This window comes from Ralstonia sp. 110700041-2, from assembly GCF_056280165.1.
In genome coordinates, this window is record NZ_JBSFAI010000008.1 from 1 (window position 1) to 17,045 (window position 17,045).

The following is a 17,045-nucleotide window of genomic DNA, read 5'->3' on the forward strand; positions in this document are numbered from 1 at the left end:
ACCTGACCCCGATGCAGTTTGCGCAGGGGCATGAGCAAGAGTTTTTAACCTCGGACTCTAACTGTGCTTCGTACTAAAACCGGGGGCAGGTCACCTGATCGCCAAACAAAGAGCTGAAGAAGCACAGCGCGCCAACAGCGGACGTGGAAAGCAGCGCGCGATGCGGCACGCCATTGGTAGATACCTTGGCAAACCAGCGCGGCGCTTGGCCTTCGAGCGCCAAATCGTACAGAATCCGCGTCGACACATAGAGGCTCGACGTGCCGGACGACAGCAGCGCGGTCAGCACCACCGCATTCATCATCCCGGCCGCAAACGCGAGGCCCGCGTGCTGGAACACCAGCGCAAACGGGCTGACGCCGACGTCCGTCGCTTCATTGCGCAGCAGGTTCGGGTCGGTGTATGGCAGCAGCACGCCAATGATCAGGATCGCCAGCACATAGAACAGCAGAATGCGCCAGAACGTCTGGCGGATGGCGCGGGGGATCGTGCGGGAGGGGTTCTCCGCCTCGCCGGCGGCCACGCCGATGGTTTCGACACCCTGGAACGAGAACCCGGCAATCATCGCCACACCCACCATGGCAGGCACACCGCCCACGAACGGCGCATCACCCACGGTGAAGTTCTGCCAACCCGACTGTGGGCCGCCGTGCATGATGCCGAAGATCATCGCCAGGCCGATCAGCAGGAACACGATGATGGTCACCACCTTGATCATCGAGAACCAGTATTCCGCCTCGCCGAAGCCGCGCACGGAGAAGGCGTTGAGGCCAAACATCAGCAGCAGGAATGCGGCGCTCCAGACCATGCCCGAGATGCCCGGGAACCAGTACTTCATCACGAGTTGCGCGGCCGCCAATTCCACCGCAACGGACACGGCCAGTGCAAACCAGTAGTTCCATCCCAGCGCAAAGCCAAAGCCTTCTTCGACATACAGGCGGCTGTAAGTCACGAACGAACCCGAGACGGGCAGATGTACCGCCAGCTCGCCAAGACTCGTCATCAGGCAATAGACCATCACGCCGATCAGCGTGTAGGTCAGCAGTGCGCCGCCGGGGCCGGCCTGGGCAATGGACGCGCCGGACGCGACGAACAGCCCCGTGCCGATGGCGCCGCCCAGGGCGATCATCATCAGGTGGCGCGAGCGCAGGCGTCGGCGCAGTTCGGATTGGGCTTCGAGCCCGGTGGGGGTGATGGGTGTATGCATAGCCGGTAGCGCCGGAGCGGGCGCCCCAATAAAAGCGCCGGCCGGATGCTGTGCAAACGGCTGGCGGAGCGGGGGGATGGTTACTGTGTACTGTTTGCCACGATCGGCAATTCGGGGCCGGGGTCTTGGCCGGCCAGCGAATCGCGCAACACGGGCGGGCGCGGGAAGTGCATGTCCGGGTAACGGACAATGCCGCCGCCACGCACCAGCCGGTAGCCGATCCAGATCAGGAAGAAGACCGGGATGCCGATGTACGTGGCGATCACCGCCGGCCAATCGACGGTGCCGCTGGTGAACGCCTGGTAGTTCTGGCCCAGCGTGATGACCAGGCACAACCCGAACGCGAACAACGGGCCATATGGGAAGAACCTGGAGCGGTACGGCAACTGCGCCGGATCGTGCCCCTGCGCCACGAGTCCCTTGCGGAAGCGATAGTGGCTCACGGCAATCCCAAGCCACGCCACGAAGCCGGTCATGCCAGAGGTGTTCAGCAGCCACAGGTAGACCGTCTTGTCGCCAAACAGCGAACTCAGGAAACATAGCGCGCCAACGGCGGTCGTGGCCAGTAGTGCATTGCGCGGCACACCGTTCTGGGTGAGTCGCGCAAAGATACGCGGCGCGCGGCCCTCAGTGGCCAGGTTGTAGAGCATGCGCGTGGATGCATACATGCCCGAGTTGCCCGCCGACAGCACCGCGGTCAGGATCACCGCATTCATCAGCCCGGCGGCAAAGGCCAGGCCAGCATGCTTGAACACCAGCGTGAACGGGCTCACGCCAATGTTGGTGACTTCCGTCGACAACAGATTCGGATCGGTGTACGGCACCAGCAGGCCGATGATGAAGATCGCCAGCACGTAGAACAGCAGGATCCGCCAGAACACCTGTTTGACCGCACGTGGAATGGTGCGCGCCGGGTCGGCCGATTCGCCGGCCGCCACGCCAATCAGCTCCGTCCCCTGGAACGAGAACCCGGCGATCATCGCCACGCCGATCATCGCCGGCAGCCCACCCACGAACGGCGCATCACCGATCGTCAGGTTCTGCAGGCCCGATTGCGGACCGCCCTTCATGATCCCGAAGATCATCGCCAGGCCAATGCCGATAAAGAAGATGACCGTAACGACCTTGATGAGCGCGAACCAGTATTCCGCCTCGCCAAAGCCGCGCACCGAGATGGCGTTGAGCAGGAACATGATGGCGAGGAACACGGCGCTCCACAGCACGCCCGGCACATCGGGAAACCAGTAATGCATGACGAGCTGTGCGGCGGCCAGTTCAACGGCAATCGTTACGGCCCAGTTGTACCAATAGTTCCAGCCGAGCGCGAAGCCGAAGCCTTCGTCCACGTACAGCGCGCCGTAGGTGGCGAAGGACCCGGAAACCGGCATATAGGCGGCAAGTTCGCCCAGGCTGGTCATCAGAAAGTAGACCATCGCCCCGATCAGGATGTAAGCGGCGAGGGCGCCTCCGGGGCCGGCCTGCGAGACCGACGCCCCCGAGGCCACGAAGAGCCCGGTGCCGATCGACCCGCCGATGGCGATCATGGTGAGATGGCGCGCGCGCAAGGTGCGGCGCAAGCCCGGCGTCTCTGAAGACGGGGTAGCGTGTTCTGACATGGATACAGAGTGGTCGATTTTGCTCGGATCGCGAATCAAATCGACGAAATGTGACGAGACGTTCCCGCGCCTGATGGGCACCCGGCAAACGAAATGCGCGACTCTATCAAAACCGTCACGTAGCGGGCAAAAAATCCATGCTGCAGCACCCGCGTTTGAACTTGCCGGGGCGTGCCGAATCGCCCGCCAGACGGCGCCGTGCAGCGCAAAAATAAAAATTGAACGACCGTGCTATTTTGTGTATTCTGTGTCGAGTCGCGGCCTTACCGCGCGTTAAAAAAACGATAGTTGAGAGACAGTTCAACCGCGAGGCACGGTGCGCCTGATCTGCCGGCCCTCGCATCACCAAAGGAACCAGCATGACTGCGGAGTACAAGGTCCAGGACGGCGTTGCCGTCATCACGCTCAGCAACCCGCCCGTCAACGGCCTTGGCCACTCCACGCGCCTGGGCATCGTTGAAGGCATGGTGAAAGCGGGCGACGACGCCAACGTCAAGGCCATCGTGATCACCGGTGCGGGCAAGGCCTTCTCGGGCGGCGCCGATATCCGCGAGTTCAACACGCCCAAGGCCACGCAAGAGCCGACGCTGCACGCTGTCATCAAGGCAGTCGAGTCGAGCAGCAAGCCGGTCGTGGCGGCCATCCATTCGGTGGCGATGGGCGGCGGGCTGGAACTGGCGATGGGCTGCCATTTCCGCGTGGCCGCACCAGGCGCACAAATTGCGCTTCCCGAGGTCAAGCTGGGGATTCTGCCGGGCGCGGGCGGTACGCAACGCCTGCCGCGCGCAATCGGCCTGGAGCCGGCGCTGAACATGATCGTTTCCGGCAACGCCATCCCGTCGGAAAAGCTCGCCAAGAGCGGTCTGTTCGACCAGATGATCGAAGGTGACCTGATGGCCGGTGCCATCGATTTCGCACTGAAGGCCGCAGCCGAGGGCAAGCTGCCGAAGCTGCGCGATCGCAAGGTCGAGCACGACAATCCGCAAGGTTTCCTGCAATTTGCGCGCAACACCGTCGCGGCCGTCGCCAAGAACTTCCCGGCGCCGGGCAAGTGCGTTGACGCCGTGCAGGCCGCCGTGGAAAAGCGTTTTGACGACGGCATCAAGTTTGAACGCGACCTGTTCATCGAACTGGTGAATACGTCCGAATCGCGCGCACTGCGCCACGCCTTCTTTGGTGAACGCGCTGCAAGCAAGATCCCCGATGTGCCGGAAGATACGCCAGTGCGCAAGGTGGAGAAGGTTGCCGTGATCGGCGCTGGCACGATGGGCGGCGGCATCTCGATGAACTTCCTCAACGCAGGCATTCCGGTCACGATGCTGGAAACCAAGCAGGAAGCGCTGGACCGCGGCGTCGCCACCATCCGCAAGAACTACGAGAACAGCGCCAAGAAGGGCAAGCTCACGCAAGAGAAGGTCGAGCAGCGCATGGCCCTGCTGACCCCGACGCTGTCCTACGACGACATCAAGGATGCTGACCTCGTCATCGAGGCCGTCTTTGAAGAAATGGGCGTCAAGGAAGTCGTGTTCAAGAAGCTGGACGAAGTCGTCAAGCAGGGCGCAATCCTGGCGTCGAACACCTCCACGCTGGACGTCGACAAGATCGCCAGCTTCACCAAGCGCCCGCAAGACGTTGTCGGCATGCACTTCTTCAGCCCGGCCAACGTGATGAAGTTGCTGGAAGTCGTGCGCGGCAAGGACACCGCCAAGGACGTGCTGGCCACCGTCATGAAGCTGGCCAAGGCCATCAAGAAGACGGCCGTTGTTTCCGGCGTGTGTGACGGCTTCATCGGCAACCGCATGATCGAGCAGTACAGCCGCCAGGCCGGCTACCTGCTGGACGAAGGCGCGCTGCCCGAGCAGGTCGACAAGGCCATCGAGAAGTTCGGCTTTGCCATGGGCCCGTTCCGCATGGGCGATCTGGCCGGCAACGACATCGGCTGGGCCATCCGCAAGCGCCGCGCCGTGGACAAGCCGGACATCGTCTATTCGAAGACCGCCGATCTGCTGTGCGAGATGGGCCGCTTTGGTCAGAAGACCGGCGGCGGCTGGTACGACTACAAGGCGGGCGACCGCAAGCCGTATCCGAACCAGCAGGTCAACGACATGATCGTCCAGCACTCGAAGGATCTGGGCATCACGCGCCGCAAGATTTCGGACGAGGAAATCGTCGAGCGCCTGGTGTTCGCGCTGGTCAACGAAGGCGCGAAGATCCTGGAAGAGGGCATTGCCTCCAAGGCTTCCGACATCGACATGGTGTACCTGACCGGCTACGGCTTCCCGCTGTTCCGCGGTGGCCCGATGCTCTACGCAGACACGGTCGGCCTGTACAACGTCGCGCAAGCCATGCACCGCTACAGCAAGGGCTACCACGGTGAAGCGTGGAAGGTTGCCCCGCTGCTGCAGAAGCTGGCCGATGAAGGCAAGGGCTTTAATGGCTGAATGAGCAGCTAATCAATCGACTGACGCGACTGAACCACCATGCAACTGACGTCCACCGATTGCCTGTTGATCATCGACGTGCAGAACGATTTTCTGCCCGGCGGTGCACTGGCCGTGCCGGACGGCGACCAGGTCATCCCGGTCGTCAACCTGCTCGCCAAGGCATTCGGGGCCGTTGGTCGTACTGTGCTGACGCAGGACTGGCACCCGAGCGAGCACGTCTCGTTCGCGGCCAACCATCCGGGCACGCAGCCGTTTGGCACGATCGATTTGCCGTACGGGCAGCAAGTGCTGTGGCCGGTCCACTGCGTGCAGCACAGCAAAGGTGCCGCGCTGGCCGATGGGCTGAATGTGCCGCATGCCCAGTTGATCGTCCGCAAGGGCTATCACCCGCACATCGACAGCTATTCCGCATTCTTTGAAGCGGATCGCAAGACGCCGACCGGCCTGCTCGGCTACCTGCGCGAGCTTGGGGTCGAGCGCGTGTTCTGCGTTGGCCTCGCCACGGATTTTTGCGTGGCGTGGTCGGCGCTGGATGCGCGTGCGGCGGGGCTGGAAGTGGTCGTCATCGAGGATGCCTGTCGCGCGATCGACCTCAACGGTTCGCTGGCGCAGGCGTGGCAACGCATGACGGATGCGGGCATCGCGCGGTTGCAGTCGCACACAGTCTTGAACGGATAACGGAACACATCGGGCGCTGCCGGAGCCGCGCCCGCCACCAGATACGAGGAGCAACACCATGACCGAAGCAGTCATCGTTTCCACCGCACGTACCGGCCTGGCCAAGAGCTGGAAGGGCGCCTTCAACATGACGCACGGCGCCACGCTGGGCGGCCATGCGGTTCAGCACGCCATCGAGCGCGCCAAGATCGAGCCGGGCGAAGTGGAAGACATCCTGATGGGCTGTGCGAACCCGGAAGGCGCAACGGGCGCCAACATCGCTCGCCAGATCGCCCTGCGTGCCGGCTGCCCCGTGACCGTGCCGGGCGCGACCGTCAACCGCTTCTGCTCGTCGGGCCTGCAGACCATCGCCATGGCGGCGCAGCGTGTGATTGCCGATGAAGGCGACATCTTCGTGGCGGGCGGCGTGGAATCCATCTCGTGCGTGCAGCAGGAAATGAACCGCCACATGATGACCGAAGGCTGGCTCAACAAGCACAAGCCGGAAATCTACTGGAGCATGCTGCAGACCGCCGAGAACGTCGCCAAGCGCTACAACATCGCCAAGGAGCGCATGGACGAGTACGGCGTGCAAAGCCAGCAGCGCGCCGCTGCCGCCGCTGCCGCCGGCAAGTTCGACGACGAAATCGTCCCGATGACCACGGTGATGGGCGTGGCCGATGCCAAGACCGGCCAGCTCATGACGCGCGAAGTCACGATCTCAGCCGACGAAGGCATTCGCGCTGACACCACGCTCGAAGGCGTGTCGAAGATTCGCACGGCCATGCCGGGCGGCGTGATCACGGCCGGCAACGCCAGCCAATTCTCCGACGGCGCATCCGCTGCTGTGGTCATGAATGGCAAGGTGGCAGCCGCAAAGGGCCTGCAGCCGCTCGGCGTGTTCCGCGGCTTCGCCGTGGCCGGCTGCGAGCCGGACGAAATGGGCATCGGCCCCGTCTTTGCCGTGCCCAAGCTGCTGAAGAAGGCGGGTCTCAAGGTTGAAGACATTGGCCTGTGGGAACTGAACGAAGCGTTTGCTGTGCAGGTGCTGTACTGCGCAGACAAGCTGGGCATCCCGATGGACCGCCTGAACGTCAACGGCGGCGCCATCGCCGTGGGCCATCCGTACGGCGTGTCGGGCGCACGCCTGGTCGGCCACGCGCTGATCGAAGGCAAGCGCCGCGGCGTCAAGTACGTGGTCGTGACCATGTGCATTGGCGGCGGCCAAGGCGCAGCCGGCCTGTTCGAGGTGCTCTAAAGCCAAGCAGGCTCCCCCTCAAAACGGGAGCCTGATTTGTTTCCGCTGGAACTGGCTTGATCGCCAGAGCATGCACCCAGATGGTTGGGCCGCTCTCGCCCTAGATGACGCCTTGAATTTCTTTAAGCGGGCGGAAAAAAGAAGGACTGCTGTCTAAGCGCGGCGAGTTTCGGACCTTCTCCGCCCGGTTACGGAAATTCAAGGAATCTTGCGCCATCTCGGGCGCGCCTTCTTTGCTTACTTTCTTTGACAAGACAAAGAAAGTGAGTCGGCCCCGGCAGGGGACGAAACTCAGGATGCACCAACATCATGTCCTCGAAACTGCTATCCCGCCGCGACCTCAGCTTCCTGCTCTACGAATGGCTCAACGTTGAGTCACTCACAAGCATTCCCCGTTACGCCGACCACTCCCGCGAAACCTTCGACGCCGCGCTCGACACCTGCGAGCGCATCGCAACGGATCTGTTTGCTCCGCATAACAAGAAAAACGACCAAGAAGAACCGCACTTCGACGGCACCAAGGTCCACATCATTCCCGAGGTCAAGGCAGCGCTGGACGCCTTCAACAAAGCGGGCCTGATGGCTGCCGGGCAAGACTTTGAACGTGGCGGCATGCAACTGCCCACGGTGGTCGAAAAAGCCGGCTTCGGTTTCTTCAAGGCTGCCAACGTCGGCACCAGTTCGTATCCATTCCTCACCATCGGCAACGCGAATCTGCTGCTCGCGCATGGCACGCCCGCGCAGATCGAAACGTTTGTACAGCCCGAGATGGAAGGCCGCTTCTACGGCACGATGTGCCTGTCGGAGCCGCAGGCCGGCTCGTCGCTCTCGGACATCGTCACGCGGGCCGAGTACGAGGGCGAATCGCCGCTCGGCGCGCAGTACCGTTTAACCGGCAACAAGATGTGGATCTCCGCCGGTGAACATGAGCTGTCGGAAAACATCGTCCACCTTGTGCTGGCGAAGATCCCCGGCCCGGACGGCAAGCTGATTCCGGGCGTGAAGGGTATCTCGCTGTTCATCGTGCCGAAGTTCCTCGTCAACGCCGATGGCTCGCTCGGCGAGCGCAATGACGTGGTGCTCGCCGGCCTGAACCACAAGATGGGCTATCGCGGCACGACCAACTGCCTGCTAAATTTTGGTGAGGGCACGCAGTTCCGTCCGAAGGGCGCAGATGGCCAGCCGCGCCCTGGCGCCATCGGTTACCTCGTCGGCGAGCCGCACAAGGGTCTCGCATGCATGTTCCACATGATGAACGAGGCGCGCATCGGCGTCGGCATGGGCGCAACGATGCTTGGCTACACGGGTTATCTGCACGCGGTGGACTACGCGCGCAATCGCCCGCAGGGCCGCCCGGTCGGGCCATCGGGCAAGGATGCAGCATCTCCGCAGATCCGTATCGTCGATCACGCCGACGTGCGTCGCATGCTGCTGGCGCAGAAGGCGTATGTGGAAGGCGCGCTCGGCCTGAACCTGTATTGCGCCAAGCTCGTCGATGAAGAACGCGGGGAAACCGACGCAGCCAAACGCGCCAAGCTCGGTCTGCTGCTCGACATCCTCACGCCGATTGCCAAGAGTTGGCCGTCGCAGTGGTGCCTGGAGGCCAACAGCCTGGCGATCCAGGTGCATGGCGGTTACGGCTACACGCGCGAATACAACGTCGAACAGTTCTACCGCGACAACCGCCTGAACCCGATTCACGAAGGTACGCACGGCATCCAGGGCCTGGACCTGCTGGGCCGCAAGGTCGTGATGCAGGACGGCGCTGCCTTCGCCGCGCTCGGTGAGCGCGTGCAGGCCACCGTCGGCCGTGCGTTGGAAACTGACGATGAAACGCTGGTCGGCTACGGCCGTGCGCTCGGCATGGCGACGCAGAAACTGGCCAAGGTCACGCAGACGCTGTGGGCCGCCGGCGACCCGCGCGTGACGCTGGCGAATGCCTCGGTCTATCTGGAAGCGTTCGGCCACGTCGTCGTCGCGTGGATCTGGCTGGAGCAGGCGCTGGCCGCCGCCAAGGCATTGCCGAACGCCCAAGGCGAAGACGCTGATTTCTACCGCGGCAAGCTGCAGGCCGCGCGCTATTTCTTCCAGTGGGAACTGCCAAAGATCGACCCGCAGATCGTGCTGCTGGGCTCGCTCGACACGACCACGCTGGACATGCAGGACGCCTGGTTCTGACGGCATCGCACAACCACAACGAGACACAGGAGACACCATGGGTACGCTGAAACACCTCTTCGATCTTTCCGGCAAGACGGCGCTGATCACCGGCGGCTCGCGCGGGCTCGGCCTGCAGATTGCCGAAGCATTGGGCGAGCAGGGCGCGCGCATCGTTTTGTCTGCCCGCAAGGCCGATGAGCTGAAGGAAGCGCAGGCGCACCTGAAATCCCTCGGCATCGAGGCCGACTGGATCGCCGCCGACGGCGCCGTCGAAGCAGACATCCAGCGCCTGGCCGACGAGGCGCTGGCCAAACTCGGCCACGTCGACATTCTCGTCAACAACGCGGGCGCGACGTGGGGCGCACCGGCTGAAGACCACCCGGTCGAAGCGTGGGACAAGGTGATGAACCTGAACATCCGCGGCTTGTTCCTGCTCACGCAGCAGATCGGCAAGCGCTCGATGATCCCGCGCAAGTACGGAAAGATCGTCAACGTGGCGTCGATTGCAGGCCTGAAGGGCAACCCGCCGGGCTCGCTGGATACGATCGCCTACAACACCAGCAAGGGTGCGGTGGTCAACTTCACTCGCGCGCTGGCGGGCGAGTGGGGCGAGCACAACATCACCGTCAATGCGATTGCACCTGGCTTCTTCCCGTCGAAGATGACGCGCGGCTCGCTAGAGAAGCTCGGCGTGGACAAGCTAGCCGAACGCTCGCCGCTGCACCGCATTGGCGACGACGAAGACCTCAAGGGCGTGGCCGCGCTGTTCGCGTCGGATGCGTCCAAGCACATCACGGGCCAGATCCTCGCCGTCGACGGCGGCGTGAGCGTGGTCTAATTTCGGCTGCTTCTTACTCTTTCTGACGCAGCATGAACGCAGACAACAACGGTTTTCCGATCGACATCCCTTTCCTCAAGCTTCTCGGCATGCGCTGCCTGAAGGTGGCCGATGGCGAGGGCGTGGTCGAACTTGCACTCGAAGCCGAGCACATGAACAGTTGGGAAATGGCCCACGGCGGCGTGACCATGACGATGCTCGACGTCGCCATGGCCATGGCCGGCCGATCGGCCGACGTGCATGGCCGCGGCGTGGTGACGATCGAGATGAAGACGGCGTTCATGCAGCCCGGGCGCGGCACGCTCAAGGCGAGCGCCCGTTGCGTGCATCAGTCCACCACCATGGCGTTCTGCGAAGGCGAGGTGCGTGACGCAGATGACAAGCTGGTCGCACGCGGTTCGGGCACCTTCAAGTTCGTCAAGCGCATGCCACCGCCGCGCACGCCCGAACCCGGTGCGGACGGCTGATCAGACAACACCGCAGTTGGAGTACCCAGTTGCACACCGGATAGCGTCCGACACACAAGAAGAGCAACCACGGAGACACCCATGCAACAACCCGCGCGGCGGACGGCGTCTGCCCTTGCCATCACTCTGCTTTGCTGCACCGGACTGACCATGACCTTGGAAGGATGCGCCTCCAGTTCCGCACCGGCTGCCGCACCGGCCGGCGACACGCAAACCACCGTGCAGGCGCCGCCCGCACCGACGCCGCCGATGCAGAAACCGCTCACGGCCGACGAGTCCGATCCGAGCAGGATGGGCTGGATGCAGGGCTTTCCGCCGCCGCCCGATCGCATCATCCGCTTTGACTTGGCGGGCAACATGTTCCCGCGCACGCGCTACGGCTATAGCCACATGCGCGAGTTTGTGCCGACGCGTGTGGTGTGGCGCGGCGACGGTCCGGTCAGCAAGCTGCCGCGCGCCGAGCGCGATATCAGCGGCGTGTTGTTTACCGATCCGAACGGCACTCGCCGCACGTTTGCCGAGGCGCTCAAGCTGACCTACACCGACGGCATCCTCGTCATGCACAAGGGAAAGGTTGTCTACGAGCGTTACTTCGGCGCGCTCGATGCGCATACGCAGCACATCGCCATGTCGGTCACGAAATCGTTTGTCGGCACGCTAGCCGCCATGCTGGTGGCCGACGGCAAGCTCGATCCGGCCGCGCCGGTGACGCAGTACGTGCCGGAGCTGAAGGACACGGCCTATGGCGACGCCACTGTGCGCCAGGTCATGGACATGACGGTGGGCGTGCGTTATTCCGAAAACTACGCCGACCCGAACGCCGATGTCTGGGCCTACGCCCGCGCCGGCGGCATGCTGCCGCGGCCGGCGGGCTACAAGGGCCCTGACAATTTCTACGATTACCTGACGACGCTGCGCAAGGAAGGCGAGCACGACGCGGAGTTCGCGTACAAGACCGTCAACGCCGAAACGCTGGCGTGGATCGTGCGCCGTGCGTCGAACAAATCGCTGGCGGCGCTGCTGTCCGAGCGCATCTGGCAACCGATGGGGGCACAGGATGACGCGTACTTCTCGATCGACAGCATCGGTACCGAATCGGGCGGAGGTGGCCTGAACACCACGCTGCGCGATCTGGCGCGCTTTGGCGAGATGATCCGCGACGACGGCCGCTTCAACGGCAAGCAGATCCTGCCCAAAAGTGTGATCGACGATATTCGCCGGGGCGGCGACCCGGCCAAGTTTGCCAAGGCAGGCTACACGACGCTGCCCGGCTATTCGTATCGCAACATGTGGTGGGTTTCGAGCAACGAGCACCACACGTTCGAAGCGCGCGGCATCCATGGCCAGCGCATCTATATTGATCCGGTGGCCCAGATGACGATCGTGCGCTACGCCTCGCACCCGATCGCTGCCAATGCTGCCAATGATCCGGTCACGCACCGCGCCTATGCGGCGCTGGCCGAGTACTTCATGCAACACAAGTAACAACCCGAACCAACACCGATATCCGATATTCAGGAGCGTTTTTCATGTCGAAGACCTATCAGCGCATCGTTCTGGCTTCGCGCCCGCAAGGGGCCGTGACGCCCGACAATTTCCGCCTGGAGACGGTGGACATCCCCGAGCTGCAGGACGGCCAGGTGCTGGTGCGCAACCATTTCCTGTCGCTCGATCCGTACATGCGCGGCCGCATGAACGACAGCAAGTCGTATGCACAACCGCAGCCGCTGGATGAAGTGATGATCGGCGGCACGGTGGGCGTGGTGGAAGCGTCCAAGAACCCGTCGTTTGCCGTGGGCGACAACGTCGTCGGCATGTTCGGCTGGCAGGAAATGGGCGTGTCGGACGGCCGCGGCATCCAGAAGGTCGATACGCGCCACATTCCGCTGTCGGCGTATCTCGGCTCGGTGGGCATGCCGGGCGTGACGGCGTGGTATGGCCTGAACAAGATCATGCTGCCGAAGCCCGGCCAGACCGTGGCCGTGAGCGCCGCTTCGGGCGCGGTGGGGAGCGTGGTCGGCCAGCTTGCCAAGCTCAAGGGCTGCCGCGTGGTGGGCTTTGCCGGTGGCAAGGACAAGTGCGATTACGTGGTCAACGAACTGGGCTTTGACGCCTGCATCGACTACAAGGCCGCCAGTGACGCGAAAGAGCTGTACAAGATGCTCAAGGAAGCGACGCCCGACGGTATCGATTCGTACTTTGAGAACGTCGGTGGCGCGATCCTGGATGCGGTGCTCTCCCGCATGAACGCGTTCGGCCGCATCGCCATGTGCGGCATGATCGCCGGCTACGACGGTCAGCCGCTGCCGCTGCAGAACCCGCAGTTGATCCTGGTGTCGCGCCTGACCATCGAGGGCTTCATCGTCTCCGAACACATGGACGTGTGGCCGGAAGCACTGCGCGAGCTGGGCGGCTTCGTGGCGCAGGGCAAGCTGAAATTCCGCGAGAGCGTGGCACAGGGCTTGGCGAGCGCACCGGAAGCATTCATGGGCCTGCTCAAGGGCAAGAACTTCGGCAAGCAACTCGTCAAGCTGGTTTGAGCTGCGCCGCACGCGGACTGTCAATCGCTTGACAGTCCGCTGGGCGAGGGCCGCCACAGAATGGCCCCACCCACAACGAACGCGTGAAGGAGACACCATGAACGCACCTGCAACCACCCAAGCCAAGCGGCCCGACAGCATGGCCGCCAGTCTCAGCCCCGAGGCTGCCGCGCGCTATCGCAACCTGCCGCGCCCGCCGCAATTTGCCACCGTTGAAGAAGAGCGCCTGCATCGCAAACAGCGCCTGGCTGCGGCGTTTCGCTTGTTCTCCAAATTCGGTTTCGACGAAGGTGTGGCCGGACACATCACTGCGCGCGATCCGGAACACCAGGACAGCTTCTGGGTGAACCCGTTCGGTGTGCATTTCAGCCAGGTGACGGTATCGAACCTGATCCGCTGCGATCACCACGGCAACGTGGTGGAAGGGGATTACCCGGTCAACGCCGCAGCGTTTGCGATTCACTCGCGCGTGCACCAGGCGCGCCCCGACGCGGTGGCCGCTGCGCACTCGCACAGCACGTACGGACGGGCGTGGTCGACGCTCGGCCGCAAACTCGACCCGCTTACGCAAGACGTGTGCGCCTTTTATGGCGACCACGCTGTGTATGACGATTTCGGCGGCGTAGTGGTCGAGCTGGACGAAGGCCAGCGCATTGCAGAAGCGCTGGGCGACAACAAGGCCGCCATCCTGCAGAACCATGGCCTGCTGACGGTCGGCAAGACGGTCGACGAAGCAGCGTGGTGGTTCATCACGATGGAGCGCTCCTGCCAGGTGCAGTTGCTGGCCGAAGCCGCTGCGGCGCGCACCGGCGACGCACTACGCACGATTTCCGATGCCGCTGCCCGCCAGGCGTATTCCATCGTCGGATCGGCGCAGGCGGGGTGGTTCCAGTTCCAGCCGCTGTATGCGCGCATCGTCAAAGAACAACCCGATCTGCTCGACTGATCGGCAACGCACATTTCTGGAGCCCGCATGACGGACCTGATCCTGCATCACTACGCCACCTCGCCGTTTTCTGAGAAGGTGCGTTTGATCCTCGGCTACAAAGACCAGCCGTGGAAGTCCGTCACGGTGCCGCCGATCTTGCCCAAGCCCGATGTGATGCCGCTCACCGGCGGCTACCGGCGTACACCGTTCCTGCAGATCGGCGCGGACATCTATTGCGATACCGCGCTGATCGCGCAGACGCTGGAGTCCATCCATCCCGCGCCGACGCTGTATCCCGCAGAGCATGCCGCTGCGGTGTTTTCAATGGCGCAGTGGGCCGATACGGCGCTGTTCTGGGCTACAGCGACATTCGTGACGCAACCGGCGGGCTTCCAGAGCCTGTTTGGCGACGCGCCAGAAGCATACGTCAAAGCCTTCGTGGAAGACCGCAAGGCGATGCGTGCGGGTGGCACCGGTTTGCGCACGCCGCTGCCGGAAGCCACCGCCACGCTGAATGTTTTCCTGGCGCAGCTGCAACGTCAACTCGCCACGGGCGAACGCATCTTCCTGTTTGGCGAGCAGCCAACCGTGGCCGATTTTTCCGTCTACCACTGCCTGTGGTTCATCCGCCGTGCGACGGCGGTGGCCGGTATTCTCGATGCGCACCCGGAAGTCGTGGCATGGATGCATCGCGTTGCGGCGTTCGGGCACTCGCAAGCGCAACCGATGACCCCGGCCGAGGCGCTGGACGTTGCCAGGGCCGCCACACCGCGTGCGCTGACGGAAACGAACGCTACCTTCGACGATAGCTACGGCGTGCCCAAAGGCACGCGCGTGACGGTGGCGGCGGTCGACTACGGCGTCGATCCTGTCGAAGGGGACCTCGTCGTCTCCACGCGCGACAGCGTTGGCGTGCTGCGCGAAGACCCGCGCGTCGGCCAGGTGGTGGTGCATTTTCCGCGCGTGGGTTATGCCGTGCGCAAGGTCGAGGCGGCAGGCTGACACGGCTTTGCCATCTCGATCGCCTTTCCTACTACAACGACATCAGTGAGACACGTATGAAGCAATTCGCAGGCGGTGTGGCCGTCATCACGGGCGGTGCGTCGGGTTTTGGCAAGGAGTTCGCCAAGATTGGTGCCGGGTTGGGCATGAAGCTGGTGCTGGCCGATATCCAGCAGGATGCGCTGGATGCCGCCGTGGCCGAATTCTCGGCGCAGGGCGTGGAAGTGATCGGCCTGCGCGTCGACGTGTCGAAGGTGGAAGACGTGCAAGCGCTGGCCGATGCCGCCATCAAGGCGTTCGGCAAGGTCAACCTCCTGTTCAACAACGCCGGCGTGGGTGCGGGCGGGCTGATCTGGGAGAACACCGAGCGCGACTGGGATTGGGTGCTCGGCGTGAACCTGCACGGCGTCATCCACGGTGTACGCATCTTCACGCCGCTGATGCTCGAAGCCGCCAAGAAAGATCCGTCTTACGAGGGTCATATCGTCAATACGGCGTCGATGGCAGGGCTGCTGAATGCGCCGGCCATGGGCATCTACAACGTGTCCAAGCACGCGGTGGTGGCGCTGTCCGAATCGCTGTATCAGGACTTGAGCCTGGTCACCGAACAGATCCATTGCTCGGTGCTGTGCCCGTACTTCGTGCCGACCGGCATCACGCAGTCTGACCGCAACCGCCCACAGGATCTGGCCAACACGGCGCCGCCCACCAAGTCGCAGCTCGTTTCGCGCGCCATGTCGGAAAAGGCGGTCAGCTCCGGCAAGGTCACCGCCGAGCAGGTCGGCCAGATGACCTTCGATGCGATCCGCAACGCGGGCTTCTACATCTACTCGCACCCACACGCGCTGGCGCCCGTGCAGCATCGTTTTGAAGACATCGTCTCGCAGCGCAATCCGTCCGATCCGTTTGAAGGCAAGCCAGACGTGCGTGCGCGTCTGGTCGATGCGCTGCGCGGGTAACCCCACCTCCACGACTGCCATAACGCCGAGATCGCCATGAACACTGCAACGGCTGCCGCCATCACGGAATCGCAATTCGCCGATCTGCCCAACGGCACGCGGCTCCATTACGCCAGCGCCGGCAAGCGCGGCGCACCGCTGATGCTGTTCGTACACGGCTTTCCGGAGTTCTGGTACGAGTGGGAAGCGCAGCTGGCTGCGTTTGGCGCCACGCACTTTGCCGTAGCGCCCGACATGCGTGGGTTCAACCTGTCGAGCAAGCCGGCTGCGGTGGATGCGTATCGACCGAAATTTCTCGTGCAGGATCTGGAGCAGTTCATCGCGGCGCTCGGCTATGAGCGAGCGATTGTGGTCGCGCATGACTGGGGCGGGGCGATCTGCTGGAACCTTGCCATTCAGCATCCGGAGTTGGTCGAGCGGTTGGTGATCGTCAATTCGCCGCACCCGTGGGTGTTTGCGAATGCGCTGCTGAGCGATCCCGCGCAGCAGGCTTCATCAGCGTATATGAATTGGCTACGCCAGCCGGGCTCGGAGGAGGCGCTGGCCGCCAACGAGTTCGAAAAGCTCGAGGGCTTCTTCAGCGGTATGGGCCAGCCCGTGGCCGAATGGTTCACGCCCGAGGTGCGGGCGCGCTATCACGCCGCCTGGAGCCAGCCGGGCGAAGGCGGCTCGCATGGCCTGACCGGCGGCGTCAACTATTACCGCGCCTCGCCGTTGCACCCGCCCACCGAGGGCACGGCGCCGTTGCGCATCGACCAGATGCCGCCCGAGGCGTTTATTGTGAAGGTGCCCACGCTCGTGATCTGGGGCGAGATGGACATGGCGCTGCCGAAAAGCCTGCTCAACGGGTTGGAACGCTTCATTCCTGACATGCGCCTGGAGCGCATTCCCGACGGCACGCACTGGGTCGTGCACGAACAACCGGAGCGCGTTAATGCGCTGATCCGGTCGTTCGTTTCCTGAACGCCC

13 protein-coding genes and 1 pseudogene are annotated in these 17,045 nt (G+C 63.5%); 12 read left to right on the plus strand and 2 right to left on the minus strand.

The window, feature by feature from the left end:
• Positions 1-91: 91 nt before the first annotated feature.
• Positions 92-1,207, minus strand: a pseudogene (locus ACUXH0_RS13150) (amino acid permease); the annotation flags it as partial.
• Between the two features lie 80 nt (positions 1,208-1,287).
• Positions 1,288-2,823, minus strand: a complete 1,536-nt coding sequence (locus ACUXH0_RS13155) for an amino acid permease (RefSeq protein WP_012435573.1) — start codon at positions 2,821-2,823, stop codon at positions 1,288-1,290.
• A 359-nt stretch (positions 2,824-3,182) separates the two neighbouring features.
• Here ACUXH0_RS13155 and ACUXH0_RS13160 point away from each other — a divergent pair, with 359 nt between their 5' ends.
• The 12 genes from ACUXH0_RS13160 to ACUXH0_RS13215 all read left to right on the plus strand — a co-directional run bounded on the left by ACUXH0_RS13160 (position 3,183) and on the right by ACUXH0_RS13215 (position 17,039).
• The gene (locus tag ACUXH0_RS13160) at positions 3,183-5,264 is read left to right on the plus strand and encodes a 3-hydroxyacyl-CoA dehydrogenase NAD-binding domain-containing protein (RefSeq protein WP_024972678.1); all 2,082 of its coding nucleotides are present in this window, start codon (positions 3,183-3,185) and stop codon (positions 5,262-5,264) included.
• Positions 5,265-5,303: 39 nt separating this feature from the next.
• Positions 5,304-5,945, plus strand: coding sequence for a bifunctional nicotinamidase/pyrazinamidase (gene pncA / locus ACUXH0_RS13165; RefSeq protein ID WP_012435571.1), 642 nt, complete (start codon positions 5,304-5,306; stop codon positions 5,943-5,945).
• A 58-nt stretch (positions 5,946-6,003) separates the two neighbouring features.
• The gene (locus ACUXH0_RS13170) at positions 6,004-7,182 is read left to right on the plus strand and encodes an acetyl-CoA C-acyltransferase (protein WP_012435570.1); all 1,179 of its coding nucleotides are present in this window, start codon (positions 6,004-6,006) and stop codon (positions 7,180-7,182) included.
• A gap of 309 nt (positions 7,183-7,491) precedes the next feature.
• The gene (locus ACUXH0_RS13175; RefSeq protein WP_012435569.1) at positions 7,492-9,360 is read left to right on the plus strand and encodes an acyl-CoA dehydrogenase; all 1,869 of its coding nucleotides are present in this window, start codon (positions 7,492-7,494) and stop codon (positions 9,358-9,360) included.
• Between the two features lie 37 nt (positions 9,361-9,397).
• Complete coding sequence (locus ACUXH0_RS13180; protein ID WP_004626936.1) at positions 9,398-10,180, plus strand: SDR family oxidoreductase; 783 nt, start codon at positions 9,398-9,400, stop codon at positions 10,178-10,180.
• A gap of 32 nt (positions 10,181-10,212) precedes the next feature.
• Positions 10,213-10,647: a PaaI family thioesterase gene (locus ACUXH0_RS13185; RefSeq protein WP_012435568.1), complete on the plus strand. Its 435-nt coding sequence runs from the start codon at positions 10,213-10,215 to the stop codon at positions 10,645-10,647.
• Positions 10,648-10,728: 81 nt separating this feature from the next.
• Positions 10,729-12,132 (plus strand): serine hydrolase domain-containing protein, encoded by a 1,404-nt coding sequence (locus ACUXH0_RS13190; RefSeq protein ID WP_012435567.1) that lies wholly within the window; start codon positions 10,729-10,731, stop codon positions 12,130-12,132.
• Positions 12,133-12,176: 44 nt separating this feature from the next.
• Complete coding sequence (locus ACUXH0_RS13195; protein ID WP_012435566.1) at positions 12,177-13,187, plus strand: NADP-dependent oxidoreductase; 1,011 nt, start codon at positions 12,177-12,179, stop codon at positions 13,185-13,187.
• 97 nt (positions 13,188-13,284) lie between these two features.
• Positions 13,285-14,133 carry a class II aldolase/adducin family protein gene (locus tag ACUXH0_RS13200; protein WP_024972680.1) on the plus strand — a complete coding sequence of 283 codons (849 nt, stop codon included), beginning with the start codon at positions 13,285-13,287 and terminating at the stop codon, positions 14,131-14,133.
• 27 nt (positions 14,134-14,160) lie between these two features.
• A complete protein-coding gene (locus tag ACUXH0_RS13205) occupies positions 14,161-15,117 on the plus strand; it encodes a glutathione S-transferase family protein (protein ID WP_012435564.1) in 957 nt (318 codons plus the stop codon).
• A 56-nt stretch (positions 15,118-15,173) separates the two neighbouring features.
• On the plus strand, positions 15,174-16,076 hold the full coding sequence (locus ACUXH0_RS13210) for an SDR family oxidoreductase (RefSeq protein WP_012435563.1): 903 nt from the start codon (positions 15,174-15,176) through the stop codon (positions 16,074-16,076).
• A 36-nt stretch (positions 16,077-16,112) separates the two neighbouring features.
• Positions 16,113-17,039: an alpha/beta fold hydrolase gene (locus tag ACUXH0_RS13215; protein ID WP_012435562.1), complete on the plus strand. Its 927-nt coding sequence runs from the start codon at positions 16,113-16,115 to the stop codon at positions 17,037-17,039.
• Positions 17,040-17,045: the final 6 nt, after the last annotated feature.

Coding starts and splice junctions, on each gene's coding strand:
- ACUXH0_RS13210 (WP_012435563.1), top strand. CDS start 15,174: ATGAAGCAATTCGCAGGCGGTGTGGCCGTCATCACGGGCGGTGCGTCG.
- ACUXH0_RS13205 (WP_012435564.1), top strand. CDS start 14,161: ATGACGGACCTGATCCTGCATCACTACGCCACCTCGCCGTTTTCTGAG.
- ACUXH0_RS13170 (WP_012435570.1), top strand. CDS start 6,004: ATGACCGAAGCAGTCATCGTTTCCACCGCACGTACCGGCCTGGCCAAG.
- pncA (WP_012435571.1), top strand. CDS start 5,304: ATGCAACTGACGTCCACCGATTGCCTGTTGATCATCGACGTGCAGAAC.
- ACUXH0_RS13175 (WP_012435569.1), top strand. CDS start 7,492: ATGTCCTCGAAACTGCTATCCCGCCGCGACCTCAGCTTCCTGCTCTAC.
- ACUXH0_RS13185 (WP_012435568.1), top strand. CDS start 10,213: ATGAACGCAGACAACAACGGTTTTCCGATCGACATCCCTTTCCTCAAG.
- ACUXH0_RS13160 (WP_024972678.1), top strand. CDS start 3,183: ATGACTGCGGAGTACAAGGTCCAGGACGGCGTTGCCGTCATCACGCTC.
- ACUXH0_RS13215 (WP_012435562.1), top strand. CDS start 16,113: ATGAACACTGCAACGGCTGCCGCCATCACGGAATCGCAATTCGCCGAT.
- ACUXH0_RS13180 (WP_004626936.1), top strand. CDS start 9,398: ATGGGTACGCTGAAACACCTCTTCGATCTTTCCGGCAAGACGGCGCTG.
- ACUXH0_RS13195 (WP_012435566.1), top strand. CDS start 12,177: ATGTCGAAGACCTATCAGCGCATCGTTCTGGCTTCGCGCCCGCAAGGG.
- ACUXH0_RS13155 (WP_012435573.1), bottom strand. CDS start 2,823: ATGTCAGAACACGCTACCCCGTCTTCAGAGACGCCGGGCTTGCGCCGC.
- ACUXH0_RS13190 (WP_012435567.1), top strand. CDS start 10,729: ATGCAACAACCCGCGCGGCGGACGGCGTCTGCCCTTGCCATCACTCTG.
- ACUXH0_RS13200 (WP_024972680.1), top strand. CDS start 13,285: ATGAACGCACCTGCAACCACCCAAGCCAAGCGGCCCGACAGCATGGCC.